We start from the raw sequence: 21,465 nt of genomic DNA, 5'->3' as shown, positions 1-21,465 counted from the left end.
GTTGTCAAATGGCTCGTTGGACGGACGGGTCGGCGCGGCGCTTGGCGCCCTGAGTGGCGGTGTTCATGATGCCGCCGATGACGAGCGACCCCGGCTTGAAACAATCGCAATGGCGACCGCATCGACTTCGGGGCTGGCGTGCTCGTCAGGCCGGCGTCGTTGCAATGATCGTTGGCGGCGTCGCGCTCGCAACCGCCGTGCGCGCCGTCGACGATGTGACATTGCAGATCGAGCATATCGCCGGCGACGGTTGGACTGCGAACGATGTGGTGGTGGATCTGGGATGGCCGGAGGACCGCGCGCTGGTGCGAGCGCGAGTCGGTCGATTGCACGTCGCTGGGTTCGAACAGACGCTCAGTGATGTCAGCATCGAATGCCCATCGCTCGACCTGCGCGACGACGTGATCGCATGTAGCAAAGCGCGCGTGCTTGCGAACTGGCCGATGCTGGGGAAACAGACTCTCGATGCGAAGCTGGTTTATGGACGTGCCGACGGTGCGCTCGACTTCGATGTGCGGGGCTTGCGCGTCGGCGATGGTCGCGTGGCGCTGCAGGCATCGCTGCGCGACGCCAATTGGAGTGCGACTGCGCGCTTGCAGCGTGTCCCTATCGAACGATTGGTGAAGCTCGCTGCCGATCTGAAGGTGCCCCTGCCAACAGTGACTGCCTCCGGATTGGCCGATCTCACCCTCAGCGCGCGCGGCTCCGAAGCAAAGCTCGCTGAAGCGAAGATTGATGGCGCGCTATTGGAGCTCACCGCGAACAATGAGAGCGGCAGCCTGGCGAGCGACAAGCTCTCGATGCAAATGCAAGCCAGCGTGCGAGGTTCGTCGGAGCTGTGGCAGTTCGATGTCGCCGTGCAGTCGTCGCAAGGGCAAGCGTTCGCGCAGCCGATCTTCGTTGACTTGTCGGTGCATGCGATCTCGATGCGCGCGAGAGGCAAGCTCGCCCAGGGATCGTCGCTGACATTGGAGCATTTCTCGCTCGACCACGCCGATGTTGCGCAGGCCTCGGGCCATGGGTATCTGCAACTGGATCTGGAGCAACCGCTGCGGGATCTCGAGCTCGATCTGGCCGCGCTCACCTTCCCCGGCGCCTACGAAAGCTACTTGCAGCCGTTGCTGATCGATACGAGTTTCCGATCGCTGCAGACCGCGGGAAGCATCGGCGGCAAGATCTCGATGGCCGACGGCCAGCCGCGGCACATCGATCTGCGTTTCAAGGATGTGACGGTCGACGATGGCGTCGGCAATCTCAGCCTGTCGGGTCTCGCTGGCCAGTGGCACTGGCTCGCAGAAGCATCCGGCGAAGACGACGATGACGATACTTCGCCGGCGCGCGCCATGAACGTCGAGCCATCGCAGCTGACGTGGCAAGGAGGGTCATTGCTGGGCCTGCAGCTCGGCGCCACCGAATTGAACTTCACCACGCTCGGGCGGCAATTCCGGCTGACGCAGCCCGGGCGCATCCCGTTACTCGATGGGTCCATCGATCTGGAAACATTCCGGGTGCGCAATGCCGGCTTGCCTTCGGTGGCCTTCCTGGTCGATGCCACCTTGCAGCCGGTCAGCGTCCAGCAGCTCTGCAAGGCCTTCGGCTGGCCGGAGTTCGGTGGACGCGTCGGTGGTGTCATTTCAAAGCTGCGCATGCGCGAGGGCATCATCACGCTGGGAACGACGTTGCATGCGCAGGTCTTCGATGGCGAGGTCACCATCAGCGATCTGCGCCTGGAGCAGCCGTTCGGTCAGTGGCCGCGCTTCTATTCGAGTATCACCCTCGACAATCTCGATCTGGAGCCGATGACCAGTGCATTCTCCTTCGGTCGCATCACCGGCCGGCTGTCCGGCGCCATTAATGGATTGCAGTTGTTCAACTGGACGCCGATCGCGTTCGATGCGCGGCTGCATACGCCGCCGAACGATCGCTCGCGCCATCGCATCAGTCAGCGCGCCGTGGAAAACATCGGCAGCATGGGCGGTGGTGGGGCCGGCGTGACGGCGGCGCTATCGAGCGGCTTCATGCGCTTCTTCGACGACTTCAACTATGACCGGCTGGGCATTTCCTGCCGCTTGGAGAATGAGGTGTGCATCATGGATGGCGTGGCGCCGGCCGCGAATGGCGCTTACTACCTGGTGAAAGGCAGGGGTCTGCCGCGCATCGACGTCATCGGCAGCTCGAAGCGCGTGGACTGGCCGCGCCTGGTGCAGCAGCTGATGGCGGTTACCGCGTCCGGTGGCCCGGTCGTGCAATGAGTAACTAGCATTGACGGTTTGCAAGCCACCGACTGTAATCTGGCTTGCCGTTCCAAGGAGCTTCATGATGCGTTCTGCTTCGTTCAAATTCAGCACGCTGCTGGCGCTGGTCTCGTGCCTGGCCGTGGCCGCGTGCGTCACCATCAATGTGTACTTTCCGGCCGCCGCGGCCGAGAAGGCTGCCGACAAGATCATCGATGACATCTGGGGCGGGAGCGGCCAGCCGCCAGCCAACGATAACGACAAGCGTGGCGCCGTCGCGCCGGATCGAGCGAAAGACGTGCTGCTGGCTGCCGCGCACTCCGTGTTGAACCTGCTGGTTCCTGCCGCGCAGGCGGCGCAGGCCGATCTGAACGTATCGACGCCCGCGATTCGTCAACTCACGCAATCCATGGAAGCGCGTCATGCGCAACTGAAGAAGTATTACGACTCCGGCGCCATCGGACTGACGCGCGATGGACTCGTGGAAGTGCGCGATCAGAATCTGGTGCCGCTGCCCGAGCGCAATTCCGTGCGCAAGCTGGTCGCGGACGAGAATGCCGACCGCGCCAATCTGTACCGCGAGATTGCCAACGCCAATGGTCACCCGGAATGGGAAATGGACATTCGCACCACGTTCGCCGAGCGCTGGGCCAGCAAGGCGGCCCCCGGCTGGTATTTCCAGGACCAGAACGGCGCCTGGAAAAAGAAATGAGCGCCCCCGGGCAGGTCTAAAAAAAAGCCCCGCATTCGCGGGGCTTTTCGTTTCCGTGTCGACGAGTCTTCGAGTTGTTTGGTGGCGCCGGCTAAATCTGGAAACGTCGCTGTCGCTCAACCCTTCTAGCTCCCGCCTCGCCCGGCAATCGCCAGGACGGAAGGCTGCGCGTCCCTGTCGCTTGTGATTCGATCCCACTCCCCTCGCGGTGCCATCCCCGCTTCTCTGCCACTTGCGCCGCCCGGTAAAGGGCGGCGTTGGACCTATCAAAGCAAGTCACATGCCGACCGGCGTGCGCTGCGTTCCAGGACAGGAACTTAGTCCTAATCGTCGCGCTTGCGCAACTATTATTTCGGCGCAGGCGCTTAAGTGGTTGTAAGAATTTCCGACGCCCTGCGCCATTGTGGCCATAGGCCTACACGGCCGGGCTGTAAGTCATTGGAATCTCCAGGACGATGGTGACGCCGGTATCGTCCTGAAGATTTGTTGCGGTAACGCGACTCCCGTGAAAGTCGGCGATCAGGCGCACGATGTACAGGCCGAGCCCGAGGTGCGGCTTGCCATCGCTGCTGCCACGGCTGCTCACGAGCGACTCGAACAGGCGGCCGTCCAGCTGCGGCGGCAAGGGTGGGCCTTCGTTGCTGACGCTGAGTTTGTACTCGCGGGGGCCGGCATCCAGCGTCAGCGTGATGCGCCCGTTGGCCGGGGTGAAGCCCGCGGCGTTGTCCATCAGCTTGTCGAGCAGCTGCGCGATCAAGTCCGGCGAGCCGTCGACCATGCAGGGCTCGGACGGCACCTGGGTTTCGATGCGATGGCTGGCAAAGGTCTGCCGATACGCCTGTCCCATGTTTCGGACCAGCTCGGCCAGATCGAAGCGCACCCGGTCGGTATGTTCGATGCTTTGCTCGACGCGCGTCGCTTCGCTCAATGCAGTCAGGATGGCGTGCATGCGATTCGTGCCGCTGCGCGCGCGGTCCACATAGCTTTGCGCGTTCGGAGGCAATGTTTCCTCCGACACGAGATTGTCGAGCGAGGAGCTGACGATGGTCAGCGGTGTGCGTAGCTCGTGCGATAGCTTGGTGCCGAGCGTTTGCAGATACACCGTGTACTCCTTCACGCGGCCCAGCAGGGTGTCGTAACTGCGGGCGAGTGCGCCAAGCTCGTCTCTTGCTTGAGTGCCCGGAATGCTGTGTTCGATGCGACCCTCCGCGGTGAGCGCAGTCGTGGCGGCACGGCTCAAGCGGCGAATGCGATGTGACAACCGAGCGGCGAACACCAACGTCACGATCACTGCGAACAGCGTTGCGACCAAAGTGAGATTGAGCAGACGAGTCAGCGCAAGCTCGCGCACCAGTACGAGTTGCTCTCCCGGCTGCTCGACCACGAGGGCACCCAGCAATTCATCGCCGAAACGCACGGGCACCGCGGCGCGGACCAACGAAGGCTCACCGCCGGCCTGGTCGAACCAGATCGCCGAATTCTTGCCGGCTCGCGCGTCATCCACGGGTGCGCCCCACATGCCGTAGGGCAGGCCGTAGGATTGTGCAGGCACCGAGCTGCTTGGAAACAAACCGCGATAGATCGAACGCATGAAGCCGTCTTCGTTGCGTTGCAGCCCGGGGTAGGTGGAGGAGGCATTGACCGTGACGGAGCCTGCTCGAGCAAGCAGCCACCCATTCACATCGACGACTGAAACGCGCACGTGCTCGGGGGCATATTGTTCCAGCCGTTGTTTCAATGCTTCCGAACCGGTATGCAGCCAGGCGAGGCCCTGCGTGCCTGAAATTCTCGTGTTGTCCTTGTCGAGCGCGAAGACGGCGACTTGTGTGCCGAACAGATTCAGCGGGCCGCGTAGCTCGACGGCGTAGCCGGTGGTTGTCTCTCGCCATACGCCCGTGAAATAGGGCATGTCGTCGGCGTGCGGACGCCAGGGCGAGCCGATGTCACAGGAGCGCACGATGATTGGACCTGGCGCCAGCGCACCGACCGACCAGGCGCGCTCGCGGCCGAATTCATCGCGAGTGAGGATGATCAACCGGTCGTTGCCGCGTTCGGGGACGGCGCCGCTGGCAGTGGGGACCTCATAGGCGCGTCGTGGCGTTTGGATCTCGGCGAAGAAATGCATCGAACGTCCGTGCACACCGAGTCGCAGCAAAGGCTCTTCGGGGCTGGTGTTCCCGAATCCTGGCACTGGCCGCGAGGGTTGCGGCCACTCGTCGGCGAAGCCGTCGATCAGTGGCTGCGTTGGCAGCAACGGTGCAAACAAATCGCCACGTGATGGATCGAATGTGTCGCGTGCCTGGCCGACGCGATACAGCAGCTCAGGCTCGCTGGCCACGACGCGGCCGAGCACATCGGCTGTCGTGAGCAAGGCGGCTTCCTGGCCGCTGCGCAACGTGGTCTCCATCTGCTGCGCATATTTCCAGCCCGCCCACGGCAGGATCAGCGTCAGCAGGCTGAGCAGCAGCAGCTTGGTGCGAAGAGACATCCTGGCGTTGGCTCGAGCCTCAGGCTTCCTTCCAGCGATAGCCCATGCCGTACATGGTTTCGATATTGTCGAAGCTGCTATCGATGGCCAGGAACTTGCGACGGATACGTTTGATGTGCGACGTAATGGTGTTGTCGTCGAGCACGACGTTGGCGGCGTCCATCAATTGCTGGCGGTTCTTCACGTGGCCGGGATTCTTCGCCAGCGCGTGCACGATCCAGAATTCGGTCAGGGTCAGGCCGAGCGGCTGCTCCTGCCAGGTTGCATGCAGTCGCGCGGCGTCGATCATGAGCGCGCCGCGCGAGATCACTTGATCGCGATTCGACGGCTGAGTGAGGGCGTCGATGCGACGGAAGAGGGCGGTGACGCGTGCGATCAGGTGAGTGAGAGACAGATCCTTGGTCAGGTAGTCGTCCGCGCCGAGGCGCAGGCCCGACACGGCGTCCAACTCGCTGTCGCGAGCGGTGAGAAAAATGATCGGCAACTCGGCGGACATCGAGCGCAGCTCGCGGCACAACTCGAAGCCGCCTTCGGGTTCGTCGCGCAGGCCGACGTCGATCACGGCCAGGTCGGGCAGGCGGGCGCGTAAGGCTTCGATGGCTTCCTTGCGAGTGCCGTAGGTGCGCACCGAGTAGCCGTGGCGCTGAAACGCGGCGGCGTAGTTGTCCCGGATGGCGGGCTCGTCCTCGACGATGGCGATCACTTTCTTCATGGATGGGGTCCCTGTCACGTGCGCACAGTGTACCGCCGCTGGAGCGGCTCACTGACAGGGCCACAATTAATCACAATCTGCCCGAGGGGCGCCTTCTGTCAGCGGCCATCTGTCCGAGCTTCGGAGCGGTAATGGCGCCACGCCGGATCTAGCCGGCGTTGGAGAACCGCCATGATCGAGAGACCGATTCCTGCCATTCCCCGAGTCCGCGCTGGTTCGCAGCCGCAGTCTGCGCTGCAGTCGCCCCGTCACTGGATGAATGACCGCGCACCGAGCCTGCGGACGCAGGCCCGAGATCGTCAGCGTCGCGAGCGGGCATGGGCTTGGTTGTCGCTGGTGGCGCTGATCATTTGCTGGGATACGTCGTCGCGCTTGGAAGAGCGCGTCTCCCCACCGCGGGCCAAACTTGCGCACGTTGTTGAGGAGGAAGAGCTGTTGCCGTTTGCTGCTCGGTTCAGCGTCGACTTGTGAGTTGGGGTGTTGGAGATGCCTCGGTGGCTTGCGTTGCCGGGAGCGACCTCGGTGGCTCGCGGCGCCGGAAGTGACGGCACCGCGCACCCGCCGCCGCCCGCTATCGCGGGCGGCGCTGCTTGCCCATTGCGCTACGCAGTCCCTGCTCCGCGCAAGCCCAGGGTGCACATCCCTGTGCACCCGCTCGGCGGAGCGAAGCCGTGCTTCGCTGAAAGTACCGCCGAGCCCGTGTGGCTGCTGGCCCGACCAACATCCATGTTGGATCGAGGCTGCCGGGAGGAGGGAGGTCACTCCCGTCGCCGCCGACGCGTTCGCTTGGCTTGGGAGGGATTGAAGACGGAGTCACAGGGTGCGTCGCGTCTGTGTTCGGCGTTCTTGTGGCTGGCGGCTGGCCGAGGTAGCGTGTACGGATGCATTGGGAATGCCCGATAGCTAGGGGGATCGATGCGCACCGTGGAGCAATGGTTGCAGGAATACGGCGAGAGCCATCGCAATGCCACCAACAAGACGTTGCATTGGATCTGCGTGCCCATCATCGTGGTCAGCTTGATCGGGATGCTGTGGTCGCTGCCGACGCCGCGGGCCTGGCAGGAGATATCGCCGCTGTTGAATTGGGGCTCGCTGTTTCTGCTGGCGGGTGTGTTGTATTACCTGGTGATGTCGGTGTCGCTTGCGCTGGGTATGGCGCTGTTCGTCGGCCTGGTGATGTTGTCCATCGTGGGTTTGCAGAGCCTGCCCGGGCCGTTGTGGAGCGTGTGCCTGGCGTTGTTCGTGGTGGCCTGGATCGGGCAGTTCATCGGGCACCATGTGGAAGGCAAGCGACCGTCGTTTTTCAAAGACATTCAGTTTCTGCTGATCGGTCCGCTCTGGCTGCTCAGCTTCATCTATCGTAAATTGCGAATCCCATACTAGTTTCCGCTTGCGGTAGCGACTCACACTCACGCATTCAGTGGCGGTTCAGTCCGTTTTTTCCAGGCTGACCGCCACGGACTCGCATACTGCATAGTAGTGGTCCAGGTTGTGCTCCCATCCGGTTTTCAAAGGGGCGAAATGCTCAGAGGAACTCACATGGTCGATCGTTTTTCCAAGCTCGCCGGTGTCGGCATCGTCGTCGCCTGTCTCGCCGCAGGCTGCACCACGGTCAATCCGTATACCCGCGAGACGCAAACCAGCAAGGCCGTCAAGGGCGCGGGCATCGGTGCCGCCGCCGGTGCAGTGGTTGGCTTGCTCACGAAAGGCGACAAGCTGGAGAACGCGCTGATCGGTGCCGGCGTGGGTGCGTTGGCCGGCGGCGGCGTGGGCTATTACATGGACGTGCAGGAAGCGAAGCTGCGGCAGAAGCTCGAAGGGACGGGCGTCAGCGTCACGCGCGTGGGCGACAACATCACGTTGAACATGCCGAGCAGCATTACCTTCGCCACCAACAGCGCCGACTTGAATGCGCAGTTCTACAACGCGCTCGGCGGCGTGGCCATGGTGCTGAAGGAATACGACAAGACGGTCATCGAAGTGGCGGGTCACACCGACAGCACGGGTAGCGATCAGTACAACCAGCAGCTGTCACAGCGCCGTGCCCAGTCGGTGGCGAGCTATCTGGCGGGCCAGGGCATCAGCAGCCAGCGCTTGCTCACGGTGGGCGCGGGTGAGGCGTATCCGATCGCATCCAACGATACGGAAGCGGGTCGCGCGCAGAATCGCCGCGTCGAAATGACGATCGTGCCGATCACAAAGAGCTGATCAACGTCGATAGACCCGATCCTTCGCAATAGACAATAGAAAAGGGCCGGCGCTTTTCAGGCGTCCGGCCCTTTGGTCTACACGGTTCATGAGACTCGTTCAGTTCATTTCGCTCATGCGGCGTCTGCTACCAGGTTACGCAGCTTCTTGATCGCATTCGCCTCGATCTGGCGAATACGCTCCGCGGACACGCCGTACTTGTCGGCGAGCTCGTGCAGGGTCGATTTTTCTTCCTGCATCCAGCGGCTGCGCAGGATGTGCTGGCTGCGCTCGTCGAGCGTTTCCAGCGCCTGGGACAGTCGCTCCGCGGTGTCCTCGTCCCACTGCTCGCGTTCCACGGCCACCGACGGATCGGCTTCCGGGTGCGGCAGGTAGGCCGACGGAGAGTACGCGCTGCCATCTTCGTCGTCGGCATCAGGGGCCGGGTCGAAGGACAGGTCGCGCGAGCTCAACCGCTGTTCCATGTCGGTCACTTCGGCGGTGCTGACACCGAGGTCGTGAGCGATCTGCTTGGTCTCCACGTCCGTCAGCCAGCCCAGGTTCTTCTTGAACTTGCGCAGGTTGAAGAACAGCTTGCGCTGCGCCTTGGTGGTGGCGATCTTCACCAGCCGCCAGTTGCGCAACACGTACTCGTGGATCTCGGCGCGAATCCAATGCACCGCGAAGGAGACCAGCCGCACGCCCACTTCCGGGTCGAAGCGCTTTACCGCCTTCATCAGGCCGACGTTGCCTTCCTGAATCAGGTCGCCAACGGGCAGCCCATAGCCGCTGTAGCCGCGGGCAATGTGCACCACGAAACGCAGGTGCGACAGAACCAGCTGGCGGGCGGCGTCCAGATCCTCGTCATTACGCAGACGACGAGCCAGATCCAGCTCCTCCTCGCGGGACAGCACCGGAATGCGGGACACACGCTCGATGTACGAATCGAGGCTGCCGACCGGGCCGGCCAGCATCATGTAAGGAGCCTGACCTGCCAGTTCAGTGCTTGAGCGAACAAGCGCAGTTGTCATGTCGAAGATTCCCCTCCTATAAGTGGTCAGAAGTTTAGCAATCGATAGGTTTGAGTGCTAAGCCGCCTTGAAAGTTCCGCCGGAGGCCCCAGGTTCCATCGAGATTGTGCCTGGATAAGTTATTGATTGTACTGAGGCTTTTGCCTTCCGGACGCCCGTGAATGCCAGTCACGAAAGCCGTGACCGAGCATGAGTAGTCGGGAAAAGCAGCGGATCCGGCGCCCGGGTCGCCGGCAGGGCTGGTCAGGTGGGCTCGATGGCCCGCAAATGCCGGCTGGCAGCCAGATAAGACCCCAGCCAGCCCAAAACGATCCCGGCGCCGAGCAGAATCAGGGTGGATTTCGGGTCCAGGCCGCCCAGCTCGAAGGCGCTGCCGTACAAGCCGGCGAGGCGGCCGATGGGCTCGCGCAGAATGCCGGTGACCGCCAGGGTGATGAGCCAGGCGATGAGGCCGCCGCCCAGGCCATACCAGATGCCGTTGTACAGGAACGGCCGGCGCACGAAGGCGTCGCTGCCGCCGACCAGCTTGGTCACCTCGATTTCGGCGCGCCGGTTCTGGATGTCCAGCCGGATGGTGTTGCCGACGATGACCATCACGCCGATGGCCAGCAACGCCGCCGCGACGACCAGGCCACGACGCACGGTATCGAGAATGGCGTTCAGCCGGTTCACCCATGCCGTGTCGAGTTGGACGATTTCCACGGACGGCAACTCGCGCAGGTCAGCGGCGAGGCTGTCCAGATGGGCCGCGGTCGTGAACTCGGCGGCAGGTGTCACCACCAACGTGTGCGGCAGTGGATTTTCGTTCAGCGCATCGATAGCCGAGCCGAAACCCGAGTCGCGACGGAACTCCTTCAGCGCATTGTCCGAAGTGATGACCTCGACGTTGCTCACATCGCGACGCTGTTGAATGCGCGTGGCGGTGCGGGTCGCCTCTTCGGCAGAAGTCGGCCGTTTCAGGAATACGGTGAGATCGACCGCGTTATTCCAACTGCCCGTGGCCATCTGGGCGTTGCTGATCAGCAGGTGAAGACACGCCGGCAGCGCGAGCGCGATGCCGATGACGAAGACCGTCAGCAGCGTCGCGAACTTCTGTTGCGACAAGCGTCCCAGCGACCCAATGGACGTTTGCGCGTGCCGCGTCAGCCAGGCACTCATCGCGCTGCCCCCTCGGCACCCGTGATGAACTTAGCGGGGTCCATCAACTTCTCGCCCGCGCTCACGCCGGCGGGGATGTCATCGACGACGCGGCCGCCTTCCAGTCGCACCCGGCGTACCGGGAAATGCTCCAATAGGTACAGATCGTGACTGGCGACCAGCACCGTCACGCCGACTTCATTGAAGCGGCGGAAGATGTTCATCACTTCCAAAGACAGCTCGGGATCGAGATTGCCGGTGGGCTCGTCCGCGATCAGCACGGGAGGCTTGCTCACCACGGCGCGCGCGATGCCGACGCGTTGTTGCTCGCCGGTCGACAATTCGAGCGGCACGCTCTGCTCGCGACCGAGCAGGCCCACTTGATCCAGCGCCGCACGCACGCGCTTACCGATCTCTTTCGTGCCCACGCCCGCGATGATCAGCGGCAACGCCACGTTGTCGAAGATGGTGCGATCGTGCAGCAGCTTGTGATCCTGGAACACCATGCCGATCTGCCGCCGGAACGCCGGCACTTTACGGCGCGAAACGCCGTTGACGTTCTGGCCGTTCACGATCAGCTGGCCGCGCGTCGGCCGTTCGATCAGCGCGATGAGCTTCAGCAGGCTGGATTTGCCCGCGCCGGAGTGGCCGGTGAGGAACACGACCTCGCCGCTGTCGATCTCCAGGGACAGATCGCTGAGCGCCTCGCGGCCATTCGGATAACGTTTGAAAACGTGATCGAAGCGGATCATTCGGTCGCGTCAGTCCGGTCGCGTCAGTCGCGTTTGAGCAAGGCATCGACGAAGGCCGCCGGATCGAAGCCGACGAAGTCTTCGACGCTCTCGCCCACGCCCAGGTAACGAATGGGAAGTTTCAGCTCGCTGGCGATGGCGAACACGATGCCGCCCTTGGCGGTGCCGTCGAGCTTGGTCAGCACCACGCCGGTCACGCCGAGCGCTTCGTTGAACAGTTTCGCCTGCTGGAGCGCGTTCTGGCCCTGGCTGGCATCGAGTACCAGCAGCACTTCGTGTGGCGCGCTGGGATCGAGCCGGGCCATCACGCGCTTCACTTTCTTCAGTTCGTCCATCAGGTTCGATTGCGTGTGCAGCCGGCCCGCGGTATCCGCAATCAATACATCGAACTTGCGCGCCTGCGCGGATTGCAGAGCATCGAACACCACGGCCGCCGGGTCGGCGCCGGTCGCCTGCGCGATCACTGGCACGTCATTGCGCTGGCCCCAAACCTGAAGCTGTTCCACTGCAGCGGCGCGGAATGTATCGCCCGCCGCCAGCATCACTTTCATGTCCGCGGCTTTGATGATGCGCGCCAGCTTGCCGATGGTGGTGGTCTTGCCGGCGCCATTCACGCCGACCACGAGCACGACGAACGGGATGTGCTTGCTGTCGATGACCATCTGTCCGGCGACGGGCCGAACGATATCCATGAGTTGCTCGCGGAGCGCTTCGAGCAGCGCGTCGAGGTTGGAGAGCTCGTTGCGCGCCACCTTCTTACGCAGCGCCGCGAGGATTCTCTCCGACGTCTCCACGCCCACATCGGCGGTGATGAGCCGCATCTCCAGCTCATCGAGCACCGCCTCGTCGATCTTGCCGCCGGGGATCAGGTTGGCCAGATCGTAAGTCAGCCACGAGTCGCCCCGGTTCAACTTGGCGCGCAGGCGCTGGAACAGCCCGGCGCGCTCGTCATTGCCCGGGCCGGTGCTGCTGCCATTGCTGGCGGCGGCCGGCGGCGGGTCGGAGGCGGGTCGCTTGTTCTTGAAACCGAACATTCGTGCAGTCTGGGTGGGTCTCGCCCACGCGAATCGAGGGCGCGCAATTCTACCAGCATCGGCGCCGCCCGCCGGCGCTATCATCCGCCGCCTGCATGGCCAGAGTCCCCCGCAACCGCCGTCCCGTCGGCAAATCCACCGCCCGGCCGGCCCGCGAGCCGCCGCACCGGCTGCGTATTGTCGGTGGCCGCTGGCGTGGCATGAAGATCGACTTTCCTGCCATCGACGCTATTCGCCCCTCGCCCGATCGCGTGCGCGAGACGTTGTTCAACTGGTTACAGCAGCACATCCTCGGCGCCAGGTGCCTGGATCTGTTCGCCGGCAGCGGCGCGCTGGGCATCGAAGCGCTGTCTCGAGGTGCCGCGGCGGTCACATTCGTGGACCGCGAGCCGCAAGTCGCCCGTCATTTGACACAGACTCTGCAGCGCTTGGGCGCGACCGGCGCAACAGTTGAAACGCAAGACGCGCTGCGCTTCCTGGAGCGCACGCCGCAGCCGTTCGACGTGGTTTTTCTCGATCCACCGTTCGCTTCGACGCTGCTGGCCTCGGTCTTCACCAAGCTGCCGCGCGGTTGGCTGGCTCCGAACGCGCACATCTACGTCGAAACTCCGGCTGACACGCCGTTACCACCGCTGTCGTCGGGCTGGACGCTGTACCGTTCCAAGCAGGCCGGTCAGGTCGGCTATCATCTGCTGCGCGCTGCCGGAGAGCAGACTCCGGGCGCCCGCATTCATTCCGCTGAAGAGGTTTTGCCATGACCGGCGCCATGTACCCCGGCACGTTCGATCCGATCACCAATGGCCACTATGACCTGGTGCGTCGGGCCGCCGGCATTTTCGATCGCGTCGTGGTCGCGGTCGCCTCCAATCCCGGCAAGGCGCCGTTGTTCACGCTGGATGAACGCGTCGAGCTGGCGCGCGAGGTGTTGCACGATATTCCCAATGTCGAGATCACCGGCTACTCGGGGCTCACCGTCGAGTTCGCCCGTCAGCATGGCTTGCGTGTGGTGGTGCGCGGCTTGCGGGCCGTGTCCGATTTCGAGTTCGAGTTCCAGTTGGCCACCATGAGCCGGCATTTGTCCGATAAAGTCGACTACGTGTTCCTGACGCCCACCGAACAGTTCAACTTCATTTCCTCGACGCTGGTGCGCGAGATCGCGAGCCTTGGCGGCAATGTCGCGCAGTTCGTGCATCCCAAGGTCGAGGCTGCCTTGCAGGCTGCCTGGGCCAAGCGGCGCGCCGCCAGTCGAACCTAACCTGCCAGCGGTTGACGGTTAGCGGTTGGTTCAGAAGGGCGGCGCGATTTGGCTCCTTCTCAGACCCACCCTCACCCCAACCGCTAACCGCTGTAGCAAAGAGCGCTCAACTTGATCCCATGAAAGTAATACCGCTGCTTCGTGTCCGTGTTCTGTTGGTTGCATTGTTCGTGCTGCCGCTGGCGGCCGTTGCCGATCAACCGCAGCGCCCAGGCAAGGCCGGCATTGCCAGCGCGCATCAGCTGGCGACCGAAGCGGGCATGGAGATTCTTCGTCAGGGCGGCAATGCATTCGATGCGGCCGTCGCGGTGAGTGCCGCGCTCGCCGTGGTCGAGCCGAGCAGCTCGGGCCTGGGCGGTGGTGGATTCTGGTTGTTACATCGCGCGTCGGATCGTTTCGAGACGATGGTCGATGCGCGTGAAGTTGCTCCTCGCGCTGCGACTCACGACATGTTTCTCGATGAACAGGGCGATGTCGTCAAAGGCCGGTCTACTGCCACTGCGCTGGCTGCCGGCATCCCTGGCGAGCCAGCGGGGTTCGAGCACATTTCCAAGACTTACGGCAAATTGCCGTTCAAGACGGTGCTGCAGCCGGCGATCCGACTGGCTCGCGACGGGTTTCCTCTCAACACGCGCTTGCGTGGCGGCATCGTTGCCAAGAAGGACACGTTCAATGCTGGCGCCGCCGCGAAAGTATTTCTGAACAAGGGCGAAGTGCCCGAGGTCGGCTTTGTCATCAAACAACCCGATCTAGCGAAGACACTGACAGTGCTTGCCGAGCGCGGCGCCGAGGGGTTCTACAAGGGCGCGGTGGCGAAGCAACTGGTCGACGGCGTGAAGAAGATGGGCGGCATCTGGTCGCTGCAGGATCTCGCCGAGTATCAGGTCAAGGAACGCAAGCCCGTGTACGGCGAATATCACGGCGCTCGCATCATCAGCGCACCGCCGCCGTCGTCGGGCGGCATCGCCTTGATCAATGCGCTGAACATTCTTTCTGGTTACGACCTGGAGTCGCTGGACAATGCCACGCGCGTGCATCTCGTGGTCGAGGCCGCACGGCGGGTGCATCGCGATCGCGCCCAATACTTCGGCGATCCGGATTTTGTGCAGATACCTGTGGAGCAGTTGTTGAGCCCGTTCTACGCTGCGGGCCAGCGCACCTCGATCCGCATGGATCGCGCCATGCCGAGCGACATGTTGCCGGGAATCACCGCGCCGCCGCCGGGAACGCAGACCACGCACTTTTCCATCATCGATGCCGATGGCAATCGCGTCGCCGGCACCCTGTCGATCAACTTCTTCTTTGGCTCCGGGCTGATGGTGCCCGGCGTCGGCATCATGTTGAACAACGAGATGGACGATTTCGTCGCCAAGGCCGGCGTGCCCAACGGTTTCCGGCTGGTGGGCGCGGAAGCCAACGCCATCGCCCCCGGCAAGCGGCCGCTGTCGAGCATGACGCCGACGTTCGTCGAGCGACCGGAGGGCGTGATGGTGCTCGGCACGCCGGGCGGCAGCTACATCATGGGCATGGTGTTGCTCGCCACGCTCGACTGGCTGCACGGCACGCCCGCGGATGAACTGGTGAAGAAGGGCCGTTATCACCATCAATACATGCCCGACGTGCTGTCGTTCGAGCCCGGCGCGCTCAGCGCCGACGAACAGGCCACCCTGAAGAAGTTCGGCCACAACCTTCGCGAGTCCCGCCAGCCCGGCAACATGCAGATCGTCACCTGGGACCGCCGCACCGGCGAAGTCAAAGCTATCTCCGACCCTCGCGGCGTCGGCGTCGGTGTCGTTTATTGACCCGGCCGGGCGCTAACGCCTGGTGCGCTTGCGTCCCTGGCGGGTCGCCGCTCTTGAAGTTACTTTTTTGTGTGCCGCGCCTGCGGCGCGGCTGCGAAGATTGCCGCCTGCGGACCTTGGATGAAGCAATCTGGAATGCCGCCGCTCCTGACTACACTTCAATACCAAGTCACAGCGCTTAAAAATGGGCGCCGCGGATGGAGCCATTCAGTCCGTCCGTGCCGACTACCATCTAGCCCATTCCTTATGCGCCGCGCCTGGCAACACTTCAAGATCAGGTCATAGCGCTCCCGAAGCGCGCGTTGCGGTCGGAGCCATTCAGTCCGTCCGTGCTGACTATCATCTAGTCCGTTCCTTATGCGCCGCAGGCGCGGCGCATAAATAGAAAAAATTCCCAAGAGCGGCGTCCCGCCAGGGACGCAAGCGTCCACCGCGCAAGCGCAACGCGCCAGGCGCTACTTCTGACATTGCGGGCAGAAATAGGTCGACCGCTGCCCCTGCACCAAATGCTTGATCGGCGTCTTGCACACCCGACACGGAGCCTTCGTCCTCTCATACACAAACAACTTCTGCCGAAAATACCCCGGCATCCCCTCGGGGTTGAGGTAATCGCGCAGCGTCGTCCCGCCCGCTCGAATCGCATCGTTGAGCACATCCTTGATGGCCTTCACCAACGCATCGAATTCGGGCCGCTTCAACCGCCCCGCCGCCCGTCTCGGTCTCACACCCGCGCGAAACAGAGCTTCGCTGGCATAGATGTTCCCCACACCGACCACCACCTGACCATTCATGATCAACTGCTTGATCGCCACACTGCGGCCCTTGGCGGCGCGCGCCAGATACTCGCCATTGAACTCATCCGACAACGGCTCCGGGGCCAGCGACTCGAGCAGCTTGTGAGCCAAGGGATCGCCGTCCGTCCACAACAGACCGCCGAACCGTCGCGGATCGTTGAAGCGCAAGCACAGGCCAGTATCCATCGCGATATCCACGTGATCGTGCGTGGACGGCGGCGTCGACGCGGGCAGCACCCGCAAGCTGCCTGACATGCCGAGGTGCAGGATCATGCTGCCGCGTTCGAGATCGAACACCAGATACTTCGCCCGCCGGCGCAGCTGCATCACTCGCTGACCGGCGGCCAGCTCGGGCAGCTGACGCGGCACGCGCCAACGCAGCCGCGGTTCGCGCACGATCACCTTCTGGATCACACGTCCGACGACCGAGGACTCGATGCCGCGACGCGTGGTTTCGACTTCAGGCAGTTCAGGCATGGTGTGGTGTCTAAATAGGTCCTGGCCGCGGTCCGGCCATTGAAACGCGGCCATTTGCCTTCAACTCGGCTCCTGGCACGTCAACCGGGTCGCAGTTGAAGGGAACCGCACATTTGTGGGGGCTTTCCGGGTCCGTTATAGTCGGCCGACGACGATTTTCCCCCAATCCTATGAGTTTCGAATGTTTTGCAGGGGCGGCCCGTGAATCTAGATTTCCTGTATGGCTTGTTGAACCTCAACTTCTGGGGCTACGTGCTGGCGGCCTTCGTGTCGATTCAGATCACGTTCATGGGAGTGACGCTGTACCTGCACCGGGACGCCACTCACCGCGCCCTCGACCTGCATCCGGCACTGCGCCAATTCTTCCGTTTCTGGCTGTGGATGACCTCCGGCATCATCACCAAGGAGTGGGTGGCCGTGCACCGCAAGCATCACGCCCGCTGCGAAACCCCCGAGGACCCGCACAGCCCGGTCATCGTCGGCTTGAAGAAGGTGCTGCTGGAGGGTGCCGAGCTGTACCAGGCGGCGGCCCGCGATCCGGTGCTGCTGGAGAAATTCGGCCGCGGCACGCCCGATGACTGGATGGAGCGCAACGTCTATTCCAAGCACCGCAATCTGGGCATCGTGTTGCTGGTGATCACCGATCTGCTGCTGTTCGGCGTGCCGGGCATCATCATCATTGCCGCGCAATTGGTCGCCAATCCGCTGCTGGCCGCCGGTGTCGTCAACGGTATCGGCCACTACTACGGCTATCGCAATTTCGAGTGCGCCGACGCCGCTCGCAACGTGATGCCGTGGGGCTTGCTGCTGGCGGGCGAGGAATTGCACAACAACCATCATGCGTTCCCCAGCTCGGCGAAGTTCTCGGTGCAGCGCTGGGAGTTCGACATCGGCTGGCTGTACATCAGCGTGTTCAAGGCGCTGGGCCTGGCCAAGGTGCTGCGGGTCGCGCCGGAACCGGTGAAGGTTGAACCGCGAATGCAGATCGACCTCGAGAATGTCCGCGCTGTGATCGTGAATCGCATGCATGTGCTGCGTGACTACACTCGCTACGTGACTCTGCCCGTGTTTCGCGAGGAGTTGCGCAATGCTGGCGGCGCGTTGAGCGGTCGCGTTCGCAAACTACTGGTGCGCGAGCCAAGCTTGCTGGATTCCAATGCCCGCTCGCGTTTGAGTGAAGTGCTCGCGACCAATCAGACCTTGAAGACGGTTCACGAATTCCGCGAGCGTCTGGCGGTGATGTGGAGCGGCGCGCACATGAGCAATGAAAAGCTCATCCAGCACTTGCGGGAGCTGATCGCCCAGGCCGAAGCCAGCCGGATCAAGATGCTCCAGGACTTCGCCAATACACTACGCAGCTACGCTGTACAGCCTCGGCCGGCCTGATTGGGGCCGGCTGCCTCGGCCCTCGGTGCGTGACGGCGACGATACTCCCGAGGGCTGACACCGAAGCGGCGGTGGAGCAGCTTGCCGAAGTGACCCAAGTCATTGAAGCCCCACCGGTGCGCGATGCGCGTGATGCTCTCGTGCGCCAAGGCTGGATCCGCAAGGTCCCGAGCGCAGCGATCCAGACGCTGGCTGCGGATCCACGCCGAGACGCTCGTATCCAAATCATGAAATAGCGCATGCAGATACCGCACCGAGATGCGGTTCTCCCGCGCGATGCGTTGCGGACTCAAGTCCGGTTCAGCCAGGTGCTCCAGAATGAACGACCGGACGCGACCGAACGTAGCTGCCCGCACGCTGGCGCGACGCCTTCCGGGAACACTCGCGTAAGCGCGCGCCAGTAATTCCAACGTTGGTGAACGCACGTGAGCAACATCGGCCGCGCTCATGTCCCATAGTTCCTGGCGCATCAGGCGCAAGTGGCTGGTCAGCAGACGTCCCATGCCGTGCAGACCATCGATGGGAATGCCGACGTAATCCTGTGCATTCGGCAACAGGTTGCGCATCACGCGCTCGGGAATCACCAACGTCAGCTTGGACAACCGCTGTTGCACGGAGAATTCCATGCGACGGCCGGAGTCCCACAGGATGAAGCTGCCGGCGGTCAGGCACACCTCGCGGCCCTGAAACTTCAGCAGCTCCGCGCCCGACAGCACATAAAGAACATTGTAGAAGTCGCCGTTGGTGCGGCCGATCTCGGCGGCGCGACGAAAGCCGCTGACCGGATCGCTCGAGCATTCGATGAAATTGCAGTCTTCGAGCGAACGCTGGCGCACGCTCGCGAATACGCCGGAGCGCGGCGAGGAGCTGAGTGTCCAAGGCAGGAAGCAGTCGCTCAGCACTTGCGACCAGCTTTCATAGCGGCTGGCGATGGGCTGCGCCAGCGATGACCATGCAAATACCGGATACCGCGGACACGCCGCGGCGGCGTTGCGCTCCAGCATGAATTCCCCCCACCCGATTCGTGACGCGCCCATGCGCGGGGCAAGCGTTTGAACGCAGGCTACACCACGGGCCGGAGCCGCGACAGCCCCGCTCAGTGCACTGCTGTCCCAATCGGACTGCGTTGACTGCCGAGCGGCGTCCGCCGCCGCCTCGTATTGTCACCACAACGGTCCGCGAGTGACCGATCTTGGTGGGGGATGAGCTTATGTCGTGCAGTTCGCGTGCTGCGGTGCTGGCGGGCGGGGTGCTTGCCTGTACCGCATCGGTCCTGGCCCAGGAAAGCGCCGGGTCGGCGCTCGAGGAAGTGATTGTCACCAGCCAGCGGCGGACCACCGAGGTGCAGTCCACGGCCGCGGCCGTCACGGCATTCTCCAGCGAGGACCTGGCGCTGCGCTCGGCCTATGCCATCGAAGACATGAACGCGCTCAATCCGAGCGTGCTGGTCAGCTCGTTCCAGGGTGAGGCCCAGATCTACATCCGCGGCATCGGCTATTCATCGATCGTCGGCGGCTCGGACAGCTCGACGGCATTCCACAGCGACGGGGTCTATATCTCCCGCTCGGCGGGCGCGGTGCCGGCGTTCCTGGATGTGGAGCGGATCGAAGTGCTGCGCGGGCCGCAGGGCACGCTGTATGGGCGCAACGCGACCGGCGGCTCGGTGAATGTGATTTCCAAGGGGCCCGGCGACCGGTTCGAATACGACACGCAAGTGACGATCGGCAACTACGATCGTTACCGCGTCGCCGCAGCGCTCGGCGGACCGCTCAGCGATCGCGTCGGCATGCGGTTCGCTGCCGCGCGCGAGACGCGCGACGGTTACACCAAGCTATTGCGCCCTGTGCCGCAAACAGGTGGCGGCACGCCGGTGGCGGATCGCGTAGAAGACAAGGATGATTGGATGGCTCGCTTCACCCTGGAAGCGGACGTCACCGACAACCTGAGCTTCGTACTGAAGGCGGATTATTACGAGGCCGACGATGCCGCAGTGGTGTGGCATTACTTCGATCCCGGCACGAGCACCAATCCAATCTATCAGGCGCTGGTGCCGGCGCAAGTGCGCTCGGCGCCGTACTCGCGCACGTATGGCTCCGATGTGGAGCATTTCAACAAAGCCCGCACCGGCGGAGTCTCCGGCAAGCTGCAGTGGGACATCGGCGAGTACACGCTCACCTCGCTCACCAGCTATCGCCAGACGCGTCCCTACAATCGGGACGATCTGGATCTGTCGCCCGTGTTCGGCGTCGATCAGCTGCGCATGGAGGATCAGGAGCAGCTGGCGCAGGAGTTTCAGCTCAGCTCGCCCAGCGCCGGGCGCCTGCAGTGGATCGTAGGCGCGTACTTCTTCGATGAAGAGAACGACATCCGCAACGAATATTTCCTGCCGTTCACCAACGCGTTGTTCGCGCTGCCCGACGATCCGGCATGTTGCCGGCTGGAACTGAACGGCCGCACCGAAACGCGGGCCTATGCGCTGTTCGGTGAGGCCACCTACCAGCTCACGGACCGGCTCGATCTGGTCGTCGGTGGCCGCTACAGTGATGAGCGCCGCGACGGCGCCAACCTGGTGGTATTCCGCGATGCGCCGGTGACGATCTTCGACAACGTGGCCGAGTTCGATGCGGAATCCTTCAGCGCATTCACGCCCAAGGCAGGACTGAACTTTCAGCTGAACGATGCCGCGTTCCTCTATGTGAGCGCCTCGCGCGGCTTCAAGTCCGGCGGTTTCAATCCCGGCAGCTACCAGAACGAGCCGTTCGATCCGGAGGAGATCTGGGCCTACGAGCTCGGCGCCAAGCTGAAGCTCCTCGATGGACGCTGGCGCCTGAATACCGCGCTGTTCAACTACGACTACACGGACCTGCAGGTGCAGGACGTGGAGAACAACAACGTCGTCATTCGCAATGCCGCCGAAGCCGAGGTGCGTGGTGTCGAGCTGGAGTCTTCGTGGCTGGCTACCGACGGCTTCCGGGTGGATGCCAATCTGACGTGGCTCGACGCGGAGTTCACCGCGGGCGCAATGCCCGATCCCAAGTATCCGGACCTCGGCGTGCAGCAGCTGTCAGGCAAGAAGATGCCGCGCGCACCCGAGTGGAAGGTCGGCGTTGGCGCTCAGTACGAGCAGGCAGTCGGTAGCGGCGGCACGATGGCGCTGCGTGCCGACTATGTGTGGCAGGATGAGATGTACTTCTCGGCATTCAACGTGCCCGTGCTGCACGAAGGTTCGTATGGCTGGGCCAAGGCTCGCGTCATGTACACAGGCGCGGCCGGCACTTGGAGCATCGCGGCGTTCATCGACAACGCCACCAACGAGAAGGTCGCCACCAACAAGATCTTCGACGGCGACATCATCGGCTCGATCGTCGTGGGCAGCCTCGCGCCGCCGCGCACGTACGGTATCGAATTCACCTTGAAGAACTAGCCCAAGCAATCAGACCTCTGCCATCAAGCCGCCGGAAGGA

At 63.2% G+C, this 21,465-nt stretch carries 18 protein-coding genes; 10 read left to right on the top strand and 8 right to left on the bottom strand.

The features are described 5' to 3' along the window. Positions 1-77 precede the first annotated feature (77 nt). Positions 78-2,252: a hypothetical protein gene (locus VGE08_RS25435; RefSeq protein WP_331070740.1), complete on the top strand. Its 2,175-nt coding sequence runs from the start codon at positions 78-80 to the stop codon at positions 2,250-2,252. 67 nt (positions 2,253-2,319) lie between these two features. Further along, the gene (locus VGE08_RS25430; protein ID WP_331070739.1) at positions 2,320-2,946 is read left to right on the top strand and encodes a YdbL family protein; all 627 of its coding nucleotides are present in this window, start codon (positions 2,320-2,322) and stop codon (positions 2,944-2,946) included. A gap of 415 nt (positions 2,947-3,361) precedes the next feature. Here VGE08_RS25430 and VGE08_RS25425 read toward each other — a convergent pair whose 3' ends face one another. Then, positions 3,362-5,434 carry an ATP-binding protein gene (locus tag VGE08_RS25425; protein WP_331070738.1) on the bottom strand — a complete coding sequence of 691 codons (2,073 nt, stop codon included), beginning with the start codon at positions 5,432-5,434 and terminating at the stop codon, positions 3,362-3,364. Positions 5,435-5,453: 19 nt separating this feature from the next. Continuing rightward, positions 5,454-6,146: a proteobacterial dedicated sortase system response regulator gene (gene pdsR, locus VGE08_RS25420; protein ID WP_331070737.1), complete on the bottom strand. Its 693-nt coding sequence runs from the start codon at positions 6,144-6,146 to the stop codon at positions 5,454-5,456. A 171-nt stretch (positions 6,147-6,317) separates the two neighbouring features. Here pdsR and VGE08_RS25415 point away from each other — a divergent pair, with 171 nt between their 5' ends. From VGE08_RS25415 to VGE08_RS25405, 3 genes are all read left to right on the top strand, one after another. Next, a complete protein-coding gene (locus VGE08_RS25415; RefSeq protein WP_331070736.1) occupies positions 6,318-6,617 on the top strand; it encodes a hypothetical protein in 300 nt (99 codons plus the stop codon). Positions 6,618-7,061: 444 nt separating this feature from the next. Then, complete coding sequence (locus VGE08_RS25410) at positions 7,062-7,529, top strand: DUF962 domain-containing protein (RefSeq protein WP_331070735.1); 468 nt, start codon at positions 7,062-7,064, stop codon at positions 7,527-7,529. 156 nt (positions 7,530-7,685) lie between these two features. Continuing rightward, on the top strand, positions 7,686-8,354 hold the full coding sequence (locus tag VGE08_RS25405) for an OmpA family protein (RefSeq protein ID WP_331070734.1): 669 nt from the start codon (positions 7,686-7,688) through the stop codon (positions 8,352-8,354). Positions 8,355-8,467: 113 nt separating this feature from the next. On the opposite strand, the gene rpoH is transcribed toward VGE08_RS25405, so the two are convergent. From rpoH to ftsY, 4 genes are all read right to left on the bottom strand, one after another. After that, positions 8,468-9,310, bottom strand: a complete 843-nt coding sequence (gene rpoH, locus VGE08_RS25400) for an RNA polymerase sigma factor RpoH (protein WP_331070843.1) — start codon at positions 9,308-9,310, stop codon at positions 8,468-8,470. Positions 9,311-9,607: 297 nt separating this feature from the next. After that, entirely contained in the window at positions 9,608-10,522 is a 915-nt protein-coding gene (gene ftsX, locus VGE08_RS25395; RefSeq protein ID WP_331070733.1) for a permease-like cell division protein FtsX, read from the bottom strand. After that, on the bottom strand, positions 10,519-11,253 hold the full coding sequence (ftsE, locus tag VGE08_RS25390; RefSeq protein WP_349258795.1) for a cell division ATP-binding protein FtsE: 735 nt from the start codon (positions 11,251-11,253) through the stop codon (positions 10,519-10,521). Before ftsE ends, ftsX begins: the two co-directional genes overlap by 4 nt. 23 nt (positions 11,254-11,276) lie before the next feature. Continuing rightward, entirely contained in the window at positions 11,277-12,287 is a 1,011-nt protein-coding gene (gene ftsY / locus VGE08_RS25385; protein ID WP_331070732.1) for a signal recognition particle-docking protein FtsY, read from the bottom strand. A gap of 95 nt (positions 12,288-12,382) precedes the next feature. On the opposite strand from ftsY, the gene rsmD reads away from it, so the two are divergent. The 3 genes from rsmD (at position 12,383) to ggt (ending at position 15,344) form a co-directional block, all read left to right on the top strand. Further along, positions 12,383-13,045: a 16S rRNA (guanine(966)-N(2))-methyltransferase RsmD gene (gene rsmD, locus VGE08_RS25380; RefSeq protein WP_331070731.1), complete on the top strand. Its 663-nt coding sequence runs from the start codon at positions 12,383-12,385 to the stop codon at positions 13,043-13,045. Continuing rightward, complete coding sequence (gene coaD, locus VGE08_RS25375) at positions 13,042-13,542, top strand: pantetheine-phosphate adenylyltransferase (protein ID WP_331070730.1); 501 nt, start codon at positions 13,042-13,044, stop codon at positions 13,540-13,542. Before rsmD ends, coaD begins: the two co-directional genes overlap by 4 nt. Positions 13,543-13,661: 119 nt before the next feature. After that, on the top strand, positions 13,662-15,344 hold the full coding sequence (gene ggt / locus VGE08_RS25370) for a gamma-glutamyltransferase (RefSeq protein ID WP_331070729.1): 1,683 nt from the start codon (positions 13,662-13,664) through the stop codon (positions 15,342-15,344). Between the two features lie 455 nt (positions 15,345-15,799). Here ggt and mutM read toward each other — a convergent pair whose 3' ends face one another. Continuing rightward, positions 15,800-16,615 carry a bifunctional DNA-formamidopyrimidine glycosylase/DNA-(apurinic or apyrimidinic site) lyase gene (mutM, locus tag VGE08_RS25365; protein WP_331070728.1) on the bottom strand — a complete coding sequence of 272 codons (816 nt, stop codon included), beginning with the start codon at positions 16,613-16,615 and terminating at the stop codon, positions 15,800-15,802. Positions 16,616-16,816: 201 nt separating this feature from the next. On the opposite strand from mutM, the gene VGE08_RS25360 reads away from it, so the two are divergent. Further along, positions 16,817-18,001, top strand: coding sequence for a DesA family fatty acid desaturase (locus VGE08_RS25360; RefSeq protein ID WP_331070727.1), 1,185 nt, complete (start codon positions 16,817-16,819; stop codon positions 17,999-18,001). Here VGE08_RS25360 and VGE08_RS25355 read toward each other — a convergent pair. Beyond that, complete coding sequence (locus tag VGE08_RS25355) at positions 17,974-19,005, bottom strand: helix-turn-helix domain-containing protein (RefSeq protein WP_331070726.1); 1,032 nt, start codon at positions 19,003-19,005, stop codon at positions 17,974-17,976. The two genes, VGE08_RS25360 and VGE08_RS25355, sit on opposite strands and share 28 nt — an antisense overlap. A 206-nt stretch (positions 19,006-19,211) precedes the next feature. Here VGE08_RS25355 and VGE08_RS25350 point away from each other — a divergent pair, with 206 nt between their 5' ends. Then, a complete protein-coding gene (locus VGE08_RS25350) occupies positions 19,212-21,425 on the top strand; it encodes a TonB-dependent receptor (protein WP_331070725.1) in 2,214 nt (737 codons plus the stop codon). Positions 21,426-21,465: the final 40 nt, after the last annotated feature.

Origin of the sequence: Steroidobacter sp., from assembly GCF_036406195.1 — a bacterium.
GTDB lineage: Bacteria > Pseudomonadota > Gammaproteobacteria > Steroidobacterales > Steroidobacteraceae > Steroidobacter.
Note: the sequence above shows the minus strand (reverse complement) of the source record. Positions and strands in the feature narration are given on the sequence as shown.

Coding starts and splice junctions, on each gene's coding strand:
- pdsR (WP_331070737.1), bottom strand. CDS start 6,146: ATGAAGAAAGTGATCGCCATCGTCGAGGACGAGCCCGCCATCCGGGAC.
- rpoH (WP_331070843.1), bottom strand. CDS start 9,310: ATGATGCTGGCCGGCCCGGTCGGCAGCCTCGATTCGTACATCGAGCGT.
- VGE08_RS25405 (WP_331070734.1), top strand. CDS start 7,686: ATGGTCGATCGTTTTTCCAAGCTCGCCGGTGTCGGCATCGTCGTCGCC.
- VGE08_RS25350 (WP_331070725.1), top strand. CDS start 19,212: ATGTCGTGCAGTTCGCGTGCTGCGGTGCTGGCGGGCGGGGTGCTTGCC.
- VGE08_RS25430 (WP_331070739.1), top strand. CDS start 2,320: ATGCGTTCTGCTTCGTTCAAATTCAGCACGCTGCTGGCGCTGGTCTCG.
- ggt (WP_331070729.1), top strand. CDS start 13,662: ATGAAAGTAATACCGCTGCTTCGTGTCCGTGTTCTGTTGGTTGCATTG.
- rsmD (WP_331070731.1), top strand. CDS start 12,383: ATGGCCAGAGTCCCCCGCAACCGCCGTCCCGTCGGCAAATCCACCGCC.
- VGE08_RS25415 (WP_331070736.1), top strand. CDS start 6,318: ATGATCGAGAGACCGATTCCTGCCATTCCCCGAGTCCGCGCTGGTTCG.
- VGE08_RS25410 (WP_331070735.1), top strand. CDS start 7,062: ATGCGCACCGTGGAGCAATGGTTGCAGGAATACGGCGAGAGCCATCGC.
- ftsX (WP_331070733.1), bottom strand. CDS start 10,522: ATGAGTGCCTGGCTGACGCGGCACGCGCAAACGTCCATTGGGTCGCTG.
- VGE08_RS25435 (WP_331070740.1), top strand. CDS start 78: ATGACGAGCGACCCCGGCTTGAAACAATCGCAATGGCGACCGCATCGA.
- coaD (WP_331070730.1), top strand. CDS start 13,042: ATGACCGGCGCCATGTACCCCGGCACGTTCGATCCGATCACCAATGGC.
- ftsY (WP_331070732.1), bottom strand. CDS start 12,287: ATGTTCGGTTTCAAGAACAAGCGACCCGCCTCCGACCCGCCGCCGGCC.
- VGE08_RS25355 (WP_331070726.1), bottom strand. CDS start 19,005: ATGCTGGAGCGCAACGCCGCCGCGGCGTGTCCGCGGTATCCGGTATTT.
- VGE08_RS25425 (WP_331070738.1), bottom strand. CDS start 5,434: ATGTCTCTTCGCACCAAGCTGCTGCTGCTCAGCCTGCTGACGCTGATC.
- mutM (WP_331070728.1), bottom strand. CDS start 16,615: ATGCCTGAACTGCCTGAAGTCGAAACCACGCGTCGCGGCATCGAGTCC.
- ftsE (WP_349258795.1), bottom strand. CDS start 11,253: ATGATCCGCTTCGATCACGTTTTCAAACGTTATCCGAATGGCCGCGAG.